Source organism: Falsiroseomonas selenitidurans (genome assembly GCF_012103215.1).
Taxonomy (GTDB): domain Bacteria; phylum Pseudomonadota; class Alphaproteobacteria; order Acetobacterales; family Acetobacteraceae; genus Falsiroseomonas; species Falsiroseomonas selenitidurans.
On the sequence record NZ_JAAVNE010000049.1, the window covers coordinates 1 to 15,082 of the forward strand.

General features: G+C 67.5%; 10 protein-coding genes. 3 read left to right on the top strand and 7 right to left on the bottom strand.

Features of this window, described 5'->3' with window-relative positions; all coding sequences use genetic code 11:
• Positions 1-205: 205 nt before the first annotated feature.
• A complete protein-coding gene (locus HEQ75_RS22200; RefSeq protein WP_168034315.1) occupies positions 206-4,378 on the top strand; it encodes a chemotaxis protein CheB in 4,173 nt (1,390 codons plus the stop codon).
• Positions 4,379-4,445: 67 nt separating this feature from the next.
• Here HEQ75_RS22200 and HEQ75_RS22205 read toward each other — a convergent pair whose 3' ends face one another.
• Both HEQ75_RS22205 and HEQ75_RS22210 read right to left on the bottom strand, forming a co-directional pair.
• Complete coding sequence (locus tag HEQ75_RS22205) at positions 4,446-5,018, bottom strand: lipid-binding SYLF domain-containing protein (protein WP_168034316.1); 573 nt, start codon at positions 5,016-5,018, stop codon at positions 4,446-4,448.
• 44 nt (positions 5,019-5,062) lie between these two features.
• Complete coding sequence (locus HEQ75_RS22210; RefSeq protein ID WP_168034317.1) at positions 5,063-5,644, bottom strand: DUF1269 domain-containing protein; 582 nt, start codon at positions 5,642-5,644, stop codon at positions 5,063-5,065.
• Positions 5,645-6,090: 446 nt separating this feature from the next.
• Between HEQ75_RS22210 and HEQ75_RS22215 the strand changes: the two genes are divergently transcribed.
• Positions 6,091-7,242: an alkene reductase gene (locus tag HEQ75_RS22215; RefSeq protein ID WP_168034345.1), complete on the top strand. Its 1,152-nt coding sequence runs from the start codon at positions 6,091-6,093 to the stop codon at positions 7,240-7,242.
• Positions 7,243-7,469: 227 nt separating this feature from the next.
• Entirely contained in the window at positions 7,470-8,477 is a 1,008-nt protein-coding gene (locus HEQ75_RS22220; protein WP_235962049.1) for an Acg family FMN-binding oxidoreductase, read from the top strand.
• 23 nt (positions 8,478-8,500) lie between these two features.
• Here HEQ75_RS22220 and lpdA read toward each other — a convergent pair whose 3' ends face one another.
• The 5 genes from lpdA to HEQ75_RS22245 are packed head-to-tail and all read right to left on the bottom strand — an operon-like array spanning position 8,501 to position 14,832.
• The gene (lpdA, locus tag HEQ75_RS22225) at positions 8,501-9,919 is read right to left on the bottom strand and encodes a dihydrolipoyl dehydrogenase (protein ID WP_168034319.1); all 1,419 of its coding nucleotides are present in this window, start codon (positions 9,917-9,919) and stop codon (positions 8,501-8,503) included.
• A 33-nt stretch (positions 9,920-9,952) separates the two neighbouring features.
• Positions 9,953-11,443 (bottom strand): 2-oxo acid dehydrogenase subunit E2, encoded by a 1,491-nt coding sequence (locus tag HEQ75_RS22230; RefSeq protein WP_168034320.1) that lies wholly within the window; start codon positions 11,441-11,443, stop codon positions 9,953-9,955.
• A complete protein-coding gene (locus tag HEQ75_RS22235) occupies positions 11,440-12,450 on the bottom strand; it encodes an alpha-ketoacid dehydrogenase subunit beta (RefSeq protein WP_168034321.1) in 1,011 nt (336 codons plus the stop codon). Before HEQ75_RS22235 ends, HEQ75_RS22230 begins: the two co-directional genes overlap by 4 nt.
• Positions 12,451-12,459: 9 nt before the next feature.
• Positions 12,460-13,512, bottom strand: coding sequence for a thiamine pyrophosphate-dependent enzyme (locus HEQ75_RS22240; protein WP_168034322.1), 1,053 nt, complete (start codon positions 13,510-13,512; stop codon positions 12,460-12,462).
• Between the two features lie 48 nt (positions 13,513-13,560).
• Positions 13,561-14,832, bottom strand: coding sequence for an MFS transporter (locus tag HEQ75_RS22245; protein ID WP_168034323.1), 1,272 nt, complete (start codon positions 14,830-14,832; stop codon positions 13,561-13,563).
• Positions 14,833-15,082 lie beyond the last annotated feature (250 nt).

The window sequence follows — 15,082 nt, forward strand, 5'->3', positions numbered from 1 at the left end:
TTTCAACGCGCTCGATGGGCTTCGACATAGGCGCACGCCTAGGCTTACGCCCAGGCCCTCACGGTTGCGCCGCCTGTCCGGTCGAATTGGGGGCCGCTCCACACTCGAATGCGGACGGCGGACCTGTTAAGGAGAAATCCGCAGCGCAGAATTGCGTCGTGCGCAGGAGGACACCGTCTTGCCTGCACCACATCCCCATCCTGACATGTCGCAAACCATCATCGCGATCGGCGCCTCTGCCGGCGGCCTGGACGCCTATCGGCAATTGCTTGCTGCCCTGCCGCGGCCGACCGGCTTTGCCTTCATCCTGGTGCAGCACCTCGAGCCCACCCATGAAAGCCTCCTGGTCGATCTCCTGGCGACGCACACCGCGCTTGTCGTCACCCAGGCCCGCGATGGTGAGCTTCTCACGGCCGAGCACCTCTACATCATCCCGCCAGGCACGGCCCTTTCGGTACGGGACGGTCGGCTTGTCGTGTCGCTACCGACCGAGCCGCATGGCGCCCGGCTGCCCTTCGATGTCCTGCTGAAGTCGCTGGCCGCGGGCAAAGCGCCCGCGCGCGCCATGGCCGTTGTCCTCTCGGGCACCGGCGAGGATGGCACGCAAGGCGCGCTGGCCCTGCGCGCGGCCGGCGGTTTCGTCATCGCGCAGTTGCCGGCCGAGGCGGCTTTCGACGGCATGCCGAGCGCCGCCATCGCCGCCGGCGCGGTGGATCTCGTGCTGCCCGTAGCCGCCATGCCCGCGGCGCTCCTGCACCAGTCGCAGCAACCCGCCCGCGCCAATGGCGACCGGCTGGGGGATATCGTGGCCCTGCTTAGACACAAGACCGGGACCGACTTCACCCTCTACAAGCCGGGAACGCTGCGCCGGCGGATCGAGCGCCGCGTCGGCATCGCCGGCGTATCCGGCCTTGCCGGCTACCTGTCCCGCCTGGAAGGCGATGCCGATGAGGTGACGCAACTGGCCAAGGACCTGCTAATCCATGTGACCGGATTCTTCCGCGATCCGGAGGTTTTCGCGCTCCTGGCAGAGCAGGTCATCCCGGCGTTGCTGAACTCGCATCCCGCGGACCGGCCGCTGCGCATCTGGGTCGCCGGATGCAGCACCGGCGAGGAAACCTGGTCCATCGCCATGCTGTTCCGCGAGGCGATCAGCGCCGCCGGAAGCGACATCCGCCTGCAGATCTTTGCCTCCGACAAGGATGCGGATGCGGTGGCCACGGCGCGGCAGGCTCACTACCCCCTCTCCATCGAAACCGCCGTATCCGCCGCGCGGTTGGCGCGCTTCTTCACGCGGGAAGAAACGGACTGGCAGGTCAACAGCGATCTGCGATCGCTGGTGGTCTTCACCGTGCAGGATGTGCTGGCGGACCCGCCCTTCTCGCGGCTCGATTTCGTCTCCTGCCGCAATCTGCTGATCTACCTGAAACCGCAGGCGCAGGCGCGGGTGGCTGCGCTGTTCCGCTTCGCGCTGCGCCCGGGTGGTATCCTGCTGCTGGGCGGGTCGGAGAATCTGGGTGCGAGCGCGGCAGGATTCGCCGTGCTGGCGAAGTCCGAACGCATTTGGCGGCGTGACGGGGCGGATGGCCCAAACAGCGCCGACCGCGCTGTCGTGCCGCTGTTCACGACGCCGCGCCCCGCCATGGCATCGCGCGCCGGGCGCATGGCGGAGCTATGCCGTCGCCTCGTGCAGCAGCACCATGCGCCTGCCACCGTGCTGGTGGATGCTCAGGGGCATTGCCTGCACTCGCTCGGCCCCACCGACCGCTATCTTCTGCATGCGCCCGGCACCGCAACACAGGATCTGCTCGCCGTGGCGCGGCCGGCCCTGCGAGTGCGGCTGCGCGCTGCGCTCGCCGCCGCGCACGTCGCCGGGCAGGGTTGCGTGCGGGATGAGAGCACGACCCCCCACCTGGAAATCCGACCGGTTGCCAATGAAGGCGAGGCACTTTTCCTGGTCTCCTTCATTGAGGCCGCACTCGTGCCAACGCCGCCAGGCCGGACGGGAAAGGCGGGCGAACGGCCGCGCATCGCCACACTCGAACGCGAGCTGGAGACGACCCGTGCCGAACTGCATGCCGCGATCCAGGACCTCGAACACGCCGCCGAGGAACAGCGTGCGGTGAACGAGGAGGCGCTCTCGGTCAGCGAGGAATACCAGTCCACCAATGAGGAGCTGCTGACCTCAAAGGAGGAACTGCAATCGCTGAACGAGGAGCTGAGCGTGCTGAATGGCCAGCTGCAGGAAACACTGGAGCACAGCCGCACCACCTCGGACGACCTGCGGAACGTTCTCTACAGCACGGACGAAGCGACGCTGTTCCTCGACCCGCAACTCTGCATCCGCTTCTTCACGCCGGCGACGCGCGCCCTGTTCAGCGTATTGTCCAGTGATATGGGCCGGCCGCTGGCTGACCTGCGGTCGCTGGCCACCGATGCGGCACTGCTCGACGATGCGGCGGCGGTCCTGGCCGGTGCCGCGCCGCGCGTGCAGGAAATTGTTACGGCCGGGGGTGTCTGGTTCAATCGGCGCGTCCTGCCCTACCGTGCCCGCGACAGCACGGTCGCTGGCGTGGTCATCACCTTCGTGGACATCACCGCACGGCTGGAGACCAAGGCCGCGCTGCGCGAGGCGGTGCTGCACGCTGAACAGGCGAGCGCCGCAAAATCGCGCTTCCTGGCTGCTGCCAGCCATGACCTGCGGCAGCCCCTGCAGACGCTGACCCTGCTGCGCGATCTGCTGGCGAAGCAGGTCGAGGGAGAGGAGGCCCGCACGCTTTTGGCGATGCAGGAGCCCACGCTTGCCGCCATGTCCGGAATGCTGGATACGCTGCTCGACATCAACCAGATCGAGAGCGGCACCTTGCAGGCGGAGCCAGTCGTCCTGCCAATAGGCCCGATGCTGGACCGCCTGCGCGCGGAATTCACCTATCTCGCCAACGGGCATGGGCTGGCACTGCGCGTTGCGCCCTGCGGCCTCAGCATCCGCAGCGATCCGCGGCTGCTGGAGCAGATGCTGCGCAACCTGCTCTCCAACGCGCTGAAGTACACCAGGAAAGGCCGCATTCTGATTGGTTGCCGCCGCCGCGGCGACATGCTCAGCATCGAGGTCTGGGACACCGGCATCGGCATCCCCGAAAAAGACAAGCTCGTCATCTTCGACGAGTACCACCAGCTCGAAAATGCGGCGCGGGAGCGCGCGCGTGGGCTGGGCCTTGGGCTTTCCATCGTGCAGCGCCTGGCCGGACTGCTCGGGCATGGGTTGGAGGTCCACTCCGAACCGGGGCGCGGCTCGATGTTCGCGATCGCGGTGCCGCTATGCTCGTCCGAACAGGCCATATCCGCGCCGGAGGTGCCCTCGGCCACCCCACACCGCACCGGCGCGATCCTGGTGATCGAGGATGACCCGGAGGTGCGCGACCTGCTGGTGCGCGTGCTGACCGATGAGGGGCATGTCGCCATCGCCGCCGCGGATGGCGTGGCGGCGCTTGCCCTCATCGCGCGCGGCGCCATCCGGCCCGAGATCATCCTCACCGACTTCAACCTGCCCAAGGGTATGGACGGGCTGCGCCTCGGCGATCTGCTGCGCGAAAGGCTGGGCACGGCAGTGCCGGTTATCATCCTTACCGCCGATATCTCGACCGAAACGCTGCGTGACATCGCCGCGCGGAACTGGCCTCGCCTGCACAAGCCGGTGAGCGCCGCAGACCTCAGTGATCTGATGCAGCGTCTGCTGAACGATACGCCGGATCGCCCCAAGTCAAGCGGCAGGACCACCATCCATGTGGTGGAGGATGACGCGGAGGCACGCAGCGTGCTGATGCGCGTGCTGGAACGCGACGGGCAGGATGTGATCGGGCATGGGAGCGCCGAGGCGTTCCTGGAAGCCTACCGCGCCGGCGGCGATGCCTGCCTGCTGGTGGATGCGCAACTGCCCGGCATGAGCGGCTTCGATCTGCTGGCGCGGCTGCGGGAGGCAGGCGATTCACTCCCGGCCATCATGGTCACGGGCTTGAGCGATGTGGGTGCGGCCGTGCAGGCGATGCGGGCCGGCGCCTCCGACTTCATCGAGAAGCCGGTGCGTGCGGCGACGCTGCGCGCCGCTCTCGACCGCGCGCTTATACAGTCACGCGACGTCGGCAAGCTGGCCGCCTGGCGGCAGAAGGCGACAGACAGCCTGACCAGCCTGACCACGCGGCAGCGCGAGGTCATGACGCGTGTGCTGGCGGGGGAGCCGAGCAAGAACATCGCCGCCGATCTCGGCATCAGCCAGCGCACGGTGGAGACGCACCGGGCCGAGATCATGCGGCGCACCGGTGCCAAGTCGCTACCGGCGCTGGCGCGGCTGGCCCTGACGGCGGAAGCGGACACCGGCTGAAGGGCCTGGTGGGAGTTTTAAGGCTTCCACGTCCTGGCGCGATGGCTCGGGCCCGGGGCGGTGCCCTTTACGCCGGGCTGATTCGAGTGATCTTGGTGCCGTTCAGCGCGAGCGCCGCCATCAGGCCCTGTTGGCTGAAGGTGATGGCATAGATCGGTTCGCGCAGCGTGCTGGAGGTGACATTGGCCTGCACGCCACGGTCGAGGAAGGTGACGGAGGGGCCGGTGCCGATCTCCCAGCCCTCGGTGCGCATCAGCATCGCGAGCGAGGCGTCATTCATAAAGAACATGGCGAGCCCGGAGGTCTGCGCACCGGCGAGGAAGCCGAAACTCGCGCCGGCGATGTTGAAATAGCCCTGCGTGGCGCTCCCGCGCAGCAGTGCGCCTTCGCCATATTGGCCGCCGATGATGAATCCGCCGGCGATGATGCGCGGGAAGACCAGCACCGCATTGGCGTGCTGGAACAGCGGTGCGGCATTCGCCATGCCGTGCAGATGCGCGACGGCTGCGGCGACCTCACGGTCGATCTCGGCACGGGTGGCCTCTGCCCTGGCGGGGCGGACACTGATCAGGGCAGCGGAAGCAAGGCCGGCACCGACGGTGAGCAGCGCGCGGCGGGTGGCAGGATGGCTCGGCGACATGATGGTCTGCTCCTGGTTGAAAATGCGTGGCCGTTCAGGCGTACTCAGCGCGGATAGTAGAAGGCATAGCGGCTCGGGACATATTCGTAGGGGTAGAGGTAGTCCTCATAGGGATAGAACCCGCGATCGAGCGACGCCTCCACCTCGAGGCTGCTCTTCGAACGGCGATGAACGGTGCCGCCGAGGTTTCGCATCCGCTCACCAATGGCCTCGATCCCCTCCTCGCTGACATCGGCGATGACCGCGGACTGGCCGCGGGCGATCACGAGACCTGCGTCATCTGCAGCCGCTTCGCGGACGTCGGAACGATCGAGATCGATGGAGCCACCAATCGCCGCCCCAGCCGCCGCGCCGACGGCAATTCCCACCGGCCCGCCCAGGACGCCCAGCAAGGCACCGATGCCCACGCCGACCGCGGTCGCGAAGACCGGATGGGTCTCCTTGGTATCGACCTCGAAGCGTCCCCGATCATCGCGATGGACGACAGCCGTGCCATGCACGGTGGCTGCTGCGTCGCTGAGCGCGCCGTGCAGCTCCTGCGCCGCCGCGCGGGCATGGTCGACGGCGTCCTTCACTGACGGCTTGGGCGCGACGGATTTCAGGCGTGGTTCGGCGATCATCGACATGGCGCGAGCTCCTGTGTGCGTGGGGCACGATGACGCACGGAGGACCCGGGGCGTAAGGTTCGGAGTCTACTGAGGCAAGGTAGGCAAGCGCCTGCCGCCATGCGCTTGCGAAGCCATCGCTGCGCTGCTGTCGGTTGCGAGGGATTCCGTCATCGACTGAAGACCCTCGGTGTTTTCCGAGCCTTCCGCGGCCCGCCGCCCGCGCGCATGACCTTCGACCATACCAGGAGGGCGCTTCATGCCGCTGCTACCCACGAAGGCGCGCGCGGCGGAGAACTTCCACAAGTACGATCCGACCGCGGCAGGGAAGCGGCGGACCGATATCATGGCGGACGACATCCTCGCCCGGACCTGATGAAGCGGGCGGCGCCACCGCCCAAGCGATGAACCGATCCCCGGCTTCGTCGACCACTGCCAGCACCGCTGGGCCACCGAGGATCATTGCCATGACACACACCTTGAAGACCCACCCCGCGAAAGCCCTGTTCGAGCCGATGCAGCTGGGCGCGCTGCATCTCGCCAACCGCATGGTCATGGCGCCGCTCACGCGCAACCGCGCGGGCCCTGGCCTCGTCCCTGGTCCTTTCGCGGTGGAATACTACGCGCAGCGCGCAACCGCCGGCCTGATCATCGCCGAGGCGACGCAGGTCAGCGCGCAGGCACAAGGCTATGCCGACACGCCCGGCTGCTACACCGAGGACCAGGTCAGCGGTTGGCGCCGCGTGACGGACGCCGTGCACGCCAAGGCCGGCCGCATCTTCGTGCAGCTCTGGCACACCGGCCGGGTCTCGCATACCAGCTTCCAGAAAGATGGCGCCGCACCGGTCGGCCCCTCCGCCATCCGTGCGAAGACCAAGACATTCGTGGCCGGGGAAGGCTTCGTGGATGTCTCGATGCCGCGTGCGCTCGAATTGCGCGAGATCCCCGGAATCATCCAGGATTTCCGTCATGCCGCGCGCTGCGCCATGGATGCCGGGTTCGACGGCGTGGAAATCCACGGCGCGCATGGCTACCTGCTCGACGCCTTCCTGCGCGATGGCACCAACCATCGCACCGACGCCTATGGCGGCGCGATCGAGAACCGGGCGCGGTTGCTACTGGAGGTCACAAAGGCCTGTGCGGAGGCCATTGGCGCCGGGCGGCTCGGCGTGCGGCTGTCGCCCGTCTCCACCGCCGGCGATTCCCATGACAGCGACCCGCAGGCTCTGTTCAACCACGTCGTGCAGGAGCTCAACCGGATCGCCCCAGCCTATCTGCATGTGGTCGAGGGTGAGACGGGCGGTGCGCGCGACAGCCTGCCCTTCGACTACGGCGCACTGCGCGACCGTTTCGACGGCGCCTGGATGGTGAACAATGGCTATGACCGCGCGATGGCGATGCAGGAAGTGGCGAGCGGCAAGGCCGACTTGGTTTCCTTCGGCCGACTCTTCATCGCCAATCCTGATCTGGTGGCCAGGCTGCGTGACCATGCGCCCCTGAACGCGCTGATGCCGCAGGCGACGCTCTATGGCGGCGGCGCGCATGGCTACACAGATTATCCGACGCTCGATCAACGCCGGGCGGCTGATAGTCAGGCGCGCAGGCCAGTCCTGGCCTGATCGGGCATGTTCGGCGCGGTGGAGATCGGCCTGCGGGCCGCTGCGGTGCTGCTTGTGGGGCTGGGGGGGTTGCCGCGGCTCAAGGCAGCAATGCGCTCCGGGAGCCGTCGCGGCTTGGTCGCATCGGCCTCGGCAGCCAAATGCTGAGACGATTCATCCTGGCCGGCGCCGGCGGCGCAGCGGCGTTGGGCACTGCATCCTACTTAACCGTGCGTGGCATGGGCAGCATGGAGACCTATGCGTCCGAAGTCGCCAGCATGCGCGCGCCGCTGCCCGCGCAACCCGCAATGCTGGACCTGATCCGCTACGCAACGCTGGCCCCAAATGGACACAACACGCAGCCCTGGACCTTCCGTCTGCGGGAAGACGGCATCGATATCCTGCCCGATCTCACGCGCCGCACGCCGGTGGTGGACCCCGATGACCATCACCTGTTCGTCAGCCTGGGCTGCGCGACCGAGAATTTGGCGCTCGCCGCGGCCGCCAGCGGTCGGTCCGGAAGGATCCGCTTCGACCCGGCGGGAGACGGCTTTGTCAGCTTCCGCTTCGCTGAGGGGCCCGCCGAGAGCGCGGACCTTTTCGGCGCCATCGTCCAGCGCCAATCGACCAGGGCGGAGTTTGATGGCAGGCCCGCCGGTGTGGCGGATCTTCAGGCACTGGCCACCGCCGCGGCCGTTCCCGGCGTTGAGCTTGTTCTGATCACGGACCGGCCAGGGATGAACCTTGTTCGCGATCTGGTCGTCTCTGGCACGCGCGCACAGATGGATGATCCGGCTTTCCTGCGTGAGCTGACAAGCTGGCTCCGCTTCAATCCGCGCGAGGCCATCGCCAGTGGTGACGGGTTGTTCAGCGCGGCGAGCGGTCGCCCCTCGACACCGGGCTGGCTAGGACCGCTCCTGTTCCGCGCCTTTGCCACCGCCGCATCCGAGGGCGATGCCTATGCCCGCCAGATCCGCTCCTCCGCCGGTATAGCAATCTTCCTCGGCGATCGGGAAGACCGTGAGCACTGGGTGCGCGTGGGGCGTGCCTGCCAGAGGTTTGCCCTGAAGGCGACGGCGCTTGGCTTGCGGCACGCCTTCATCAACCAGCCGGTGGAAGTGCCGGCGCTGCGGCCGGCGCTTGCCGGTGTGTTGGGCCTGGCGGGACGCCGGCCAGACATCGTCATGCGCTTCGGCCATGGTCCGACGCTTCCCTACGCCGCGCGACGGCCGCCCGGGAACGTTGTGCTGACCTAGCCGCGGGGTGCAGACCGCGGAGATCAGTCGTTCAATGCCCGCCCATAAGCCGCGAGGACCGCCTCGTGCATCGCCTCGGAAAGCGTTGGATGCGGAAAGATGCTGGACATCAACTCCGCCTCGCTGGTCTCCAGGTTCATCGCGACGACGTAGCCCTGGATGAGTTCTGTCACCTCGGCGCCGAACAGATGGGCGCCGAGCAGCCGGCCGGTCTCGGCATCGAAGATCACCTTTACAAGCCCCTGTTCCTCGCCAAGCGCGATCGCCTTGCCATTGGCGAGGAAGGGAAACCGACCGACGCGGATGTCGCGCTTCCGCGCCACTGCGGCTTGCTCGGTCAGGCCCACCGAAGCGATCTGCGGCAGGCTGTAGGTGCAACCGGGGATCATCAGCCGATCCATCGGCGGTGGATTGAGCCCCTTGATCGCCTCGACGCAGAGCACGCCCTCATGCTCGGCCTTGTGCGCCAACATGGGCCCGCCGCAGACATCGCCGATGGCATAGATCCCCGCCACATTGGTGCGGTTTGCGGCATCGATGGTTGCGAGGCCGCGCTCAGTGATGACGCCTAGCGCCTCCAGCCCAAGGTTCTCCGTGTTGCCGACCACGCCGACCGCGACGAGAACACGCTCGAACGTTTGCGTCTGCGTCTTGCCCGCCGTCTCGATGGTTGCGGTGACGCTGTCGGTCCCCTTTTCGAGCTTCGTGACCTTTGCATCGGTCATGAAGGTGATGCCCAGCTTGGCGAAGCTCTTGCGCGCGAGGGTAGCGATCTCGGCATCCTCGGCCGGCAGGATCTGTGGCAGGATCTCCACGACGGTGACCTCGGTGCCGAGCGCGCGATAGAAGGAGGCGAATTCGATGCCGATCGCGCCGGAGCCGATGATCAGGAGCGATTTCGGCAGGCGCTCGGGCACCATTGCCTCGAAATAGGTCCAGACCAGCGCCTGGTCGGGCTCCAACCCGGGCAGCACCCGCGGCCGTGCGCCGGTGGCGATGATGATATGCGCCGCGTGGTAGTCGCCCGCACCCAGCGCATCTTTCGGTGGCGCGCTTTTGGCCGGGCCGACGGTAACGCTTCCGGGTGCGGTGACCCGCGCCTCGCCCCAGATCACCGAGACCTTGTTCTTCTTCATCAGGAAGCCGACGCCGTCGTTCAGACGCTGGGAAATCGCACGCGAGCGCGCGACCATTGCGCCCATGTCAAAGCCGGGCTTCTCCAGGGAAAGGCCAAATCCCTGCGCCCGCTGCATGGTGCGGAACACCTCGGCCGAACGCAGCAGCGCCTTGGTCGGGATGCAACCCCAGTTCAGGCAGATGCCGCCGAGATAGGCTCGCTCGACGATGGCCGTCTTGAAGCCGAGCTGGGCGGCACGGATGGCCGCCACATAGCCGCCGGGGCCGGAGCCGATGATGATGATGTCGAATTCCGTCTCAGACATTGCTCATCCCCTGCCTAGGCTGCGATGTGATGCTCATACCGCCATCATCACCGGGTTCTCGATCAGCGCCTTGACGGCCTCGATGAGCTCCGCGCCCAGCGCGCCATCGACGACGCGATGGTCGCAGGACAGCGTCACGGTCATCATCGTGGCGAGCACGAGCTGCCCGTCACGCCCCACGGGGCGCTGCTCGCCGACGCCGACCGCGAGGATGCTCGATTGCGGCGGGTTGATCAGCGCGGTGAATTCGCGGATGCCGCGCATGCCGAGATTGGAGACGGTGCTGACACCACCCTGGTATTCCGCGGGCTTCAGCTTGCGGGCGCGGGCGCGCGCGGCGAGCGCCTTCACCTCGTTGGACAGCGTCGAGAGCGATTTCGCATCGGCTTCGCGGACCACCGGGGTGATGAGCCCGCCGTCGATGGCGACAGCGACGCCGATATCCGATCGCCGGAAGCGCAGCATACCCGCATCGGTCCAGATGGCATTGGCGGCCGGCACGCGCTGCAACGCGACGGCCAGCGCCTTGATGACGAAATCATTGATCGAGAGGTCCCACAGCGGCACGCCCGCCGCGTCCAGCGGAGCGTCCCGGTTGATCCCGTGGCGGGCCGTCAGCAATGCGCCGATGTCGCAATCCACGGTGAGTTGGAAATGCGGGATGGTGACGCTGGACTGCACCAGCCGCGCGGCGATGATCCGGCGCATGGCGTCATGCGGCACAAGGTCGTAGGAGCCCTCGGGGTAGAGCGCGCGGATGCCGTCGTCAGGCAACACGGGGGACACTGGCGCTGCCACTGCCTGCTCCTTCGTTGCCGGGGCGCCGTGCCGTGCGGCCTCCACATCGGCTGCGACGATGCGGCCATGCGGGCCGGAGCCATGCAGGCCAGCGAGCGAGACGCCCGCCGCCTCCGCCGCGCGGCGTGCCAAGGGTGATGAATCGACATGCGCGGGCGGCGATGCCGCGCCTGGCACGACGGGCATGGCATTCGATTGCGGCGTGGGCGTGCCGGGCGCGGCGTTTTCATGCACCGATGACGCGGTGGTGTTGCCGCTAACCGGTGTCGCAGGCGCCTCGACGGCGCTCCTGGAGGCGGCCGCTGGCTTTGCTGAGGCAGGCACCTCGGCTGCCTTCGCCAGTGCGGCGGGCTTCGAGGCTTTGGGGGTCTGCGCTTCAACGCCAGTGAGGGACGCCGCGGCCGATGGCGCCGGGACCGCAGCTGGAATCGCTTTCGGATGCGTTGCGGCGGGAGCGGCCTTCGCTGGCGCGGCTTCCTCCTGAGCTGGCGCATCGGCGATATAGCCGATCACCTGGCCCACAGGCAGATCGGTGTTCAGCGCCGCCAGCGGGCCGGCCAGGAAGCCGTCATGAAACGCCTCCACATCCATCACCGCCTTGTCGGTCTCGACCTCGGCAACGGCGTCGCCCTTCTTGACCGGGTCGCCCGCCGCCTTCGTCCATTTGACCAGCCGGCCTGTCTCCATCGTGTCGGAGAGCGTCGGCATCGTGATAGGCGTGTTCATTCCGCGGCAGCCGCCACCGGGGTCTTCGCCGGCCGGCACAGCTTGCGCGCGGCGGCGACGATATCGGCGACCTGCGGAATGCTCGCTGCCTCCAGCGTGCCATTGAACGGCGTCGACATGTCGAGTCCCGCGAGCCGCGTCGCCGGCGCATCGAGCGCGCCGAAGCAGCGCTCGCCGAGCGTCGCCGCGATCTCGGCGCCGGCACCGGCGAAGCGGCAATCCTCCTCGACGATCAGCAGGTGGTGCGTCTTCTCGACCGACGCCGCACAGGTGTCCCAGTCGATCGGCTTGAGACTGCGCAGGTCGATGACCTCCGCCTCGATGCCGTCCTTGGCCAGTTCCTCCGCCGCCGCGGCCGACAGCAAGGCGTGGCGGGAATAGCTGATGATGGTCACGTCGCGGCCCGGGCGGCGATTTGCGGCGCGATGCATCGGCGGCGCCTCGGCCAGGATGTCGAGCGGACCCTTGCTGAAGTACAGCAGCTCATGTTCCAGCAGGATGATCGGCTCGTCGCTGGCGATCGCCTGGCGCAGCTGCCAATAGGCATCCTGCGGCGTGGACGGCACGGCGATGCGCAGCCCAGGCACATTCATAATCGTGTGCTCCAGCCGCTGCGAATGCTGCGCGCCCAATTGCTTGGCGATGCCGCCGGGCACACGGATCACCAGCGGCATGCGAAACTGGCCGCCGGACATGAAGGGGATTTTCGCCGCCGCGTTGATGATGGAATCGAGTGCGAGGAGCATGAAGTTGACGGTCATGATCTCGACCACGGGGCGCATGCCAACCAGGGCCGCGCCCACGCCGAGGCCGGTGAAGCTGCCCTCGGAGATCGGCGTGTCGCGCACGCGCCACTCGCCGTATTTCGCCATTAGGCCCTGCGTCGCGCGATAGCTGCCGCCGACCAGGCCGACATCCTCGCCGAGGGTGAAGACCGACTCATCGGCCTCCAGCTCGGTGTCCATGGCCTTGTTGAGGGCCTGCCAGTAGAGCGTTTCCTCGGACATCTTCGTCTCCTAGATCAGGACTTCGTCGCGTCGGTTGCAGGTCATGTGAGCCCAGGCCGCCGCCATCGTGGGCTCGGCGCTGTGCAGGGCGAATTGCACGGCATCCTCCACCACCGCATCGGCGGCCTTCCTCAGGCCCTCCATCTCGACTTCAGCCAGATGGCCGGCCTCGACCATGCGGGCCGTCAACCGGGCGATGGTGTCGGCGCCCGCTTCCGCGAGTTCGGCTTGCGTGGGCAGGCGGATCGCGGCCTCGCCGATCGCCGTCGTGATCGGGTCGCGCGCCATCTGTGCCTTCACCTCGGCGACTGGGCGGTAGGAACCGGGGTCGGCCATGGAGTGGCCGCGAAAGCGATAGGTCTCGCATTCGATGAACTGCGGCCCGCCGCCACGGCGGATCAGGTCGAGGGCGCGGCGCGTCGCATCGTAGACGCGGCTCACATCCATCCCATCGACCTTCTCGGCCGGGATGTTATAGGCGGCGGCGCGCTTGTAGACCTCGGTGACGGCAGAGTGCCGATGGATCTCGGTGCCGATGGCGTAGTGGTTGTTCTCGCACACGAAAAGCACCGGCAGACGCCACAGCGCCGCCATGTTGAGCGATTCGTGGAAGGTGCCCTGGTTCACCGCGCCATCGCCGAAGAAGCAGATCACCGCCTCGGGCAGCCGGCGCATCGCGATCGCATAGGCAATGCCGATCGCAATCGGGTAGGATTCGCCCACGATGGCGTAGCCACCCATGAAGCGCCGCTCGGCGTCGAAGATGTGCATGGAGCCGCCCATTCCGCCGCTCACGCCATCGGCGCGACCGAACAACTCGGCCATGACCTCGCGCGCCGGTGTGCCGCGCATCAGCGCATGGGCATGTTCGCGATAGCCGCTGACGACATAGTCCGACGGCGCCGCGGCATTGAGCACGCCCGCACCGACCGCCTCCTCACCGGGGTAGAGGTGAAGGAAGCCCACGATGTTGCCCTTGCCGTATTCCTCGGCCGCCCGCTCCTCGAACGCGCGGGAGAGCAGCATGTCGCTTAGCAGTCGGTGCAGAACGTCGCGTTCCATGGCAGCCGGTCCTTCTTGGCAGGTCGCGTTGATGTGCAGGGCGGGGCGTCAGGCGCGCCGCCCGGTTCCGGTCTCGCGCAGGAAGAAGGTGAGCACGAGGGACAGCAAAATGGCGCCGACCCAGATGCCGTTGGCCGTGCGGAAATCCGCCAGCGTCAGCGCGTTGCCGCCGGACAGGCGCATCAGCACCAGGCCGAAGACCGGGGCGAGAAAGGCGCTGAGGCTGAACACCAGGAAATTCATCGCCCCGGTGGCGCTGCCCTTCACCTTGTCGGGGTTGGCTTCCTTGATGATCGTGTAGGGGATCATCGCGGCACCCGAGCCAATGCCGAACAGCAGGCCGCCGAGATAGGGCGGGATGATTTCGCCGAAATAGGCGATGCCGATGCCCGAGATCAGCATCAGGCCGATGCCGCCGAACAGCACCGGCTTGCGCCGCCCGATCCGGTCGGCGAGGTAGCCCAGCAGCGGCGCGCCGATCACCCAGCCGAGCGGCACCATCGACGCCCGCATCACCGCCTCGCCCGAAGGCACGCCGAGACCCTGAGGCAGGAAGGGCACGCCCCAGATCATGTCGCCGATCGTCGTCGGCATGAAAAGCAGCCCGCCGATGACGCCGCAGAGATAGGATTGCGGATTGGTCAGCACCACCTTGTAGGGCGCGAACATCGACCAGAAGCCGCCCGTCGCGGGCTCGCCCCGGCTCGGCGTCACCGCCAGCGCGACAAGCGCGAGAACCACAAGAACAGCACCGGACCAGAGCCAGAAGGATTGCCAGGGCAAGGGCCCATGCACCAGGGGGCTCACCGCGAACTGCCCCGCGAAACCGCCGAGCATGCCCGCGAGCTGCGTCACGCCCACCGCGGTGGCGAGCCATTTCGCCGAGAAGCCATGCACCGCGAGATAGACCGCCGCGGTGAAGGCGAAGGCCGAGCCTGCGCCCTGCAGCAGCCGTCCGCCCTCGGCCATGCTCATGGAGCCGAGCCCGAACAGCACGCTTCCGATGGCGGTGGCGAGGATGCCGATGAAGACCGGCATCTTGGCGCCATAGCGATCGAGCGAGGCGCCCGAGACCAGCGCGAAGGCGGCATAGGTGTAGTAGTAAAGCCCGAGCAGCGAGCCGATCCCCAGCGTCGTCAGACCGAAGGCCGTCGTGAGTTCAGGGATCATCACGCCCGGCGCGGAACGCAGCGCATACTGCAGGAAGTAGAAGACCAGGCAGAGCGCCCAGGCCACGATGAACAGCGTCTTCGGTTCGACCCTCGGCAGGACCGGCGCGATGGGCACTGCGGGCGGTAGGACCGCGATCGTCTCGGCCATTGCTTTGTCTTCCTTTGCCGCGCCGTGCCGGGGAGCCGATGACGCGCCGCAAGCCTTAGGCGCGGCGGAAGGGAGGTAACCAGCCTCGGAAACTACCGATGCGCCCTGGCCATCGCGGCGAGGATGCCGTCAGGGCGCACGCCATTGCGGCGCCTCGACCTGCGTGTTTTCCGTCCCTCTCCCCCGGCCCCGCCGGCGCAGTACGTTGGCAAGGATCGGACGACGCGGCAGCGCGTGGGTACCGGCATAA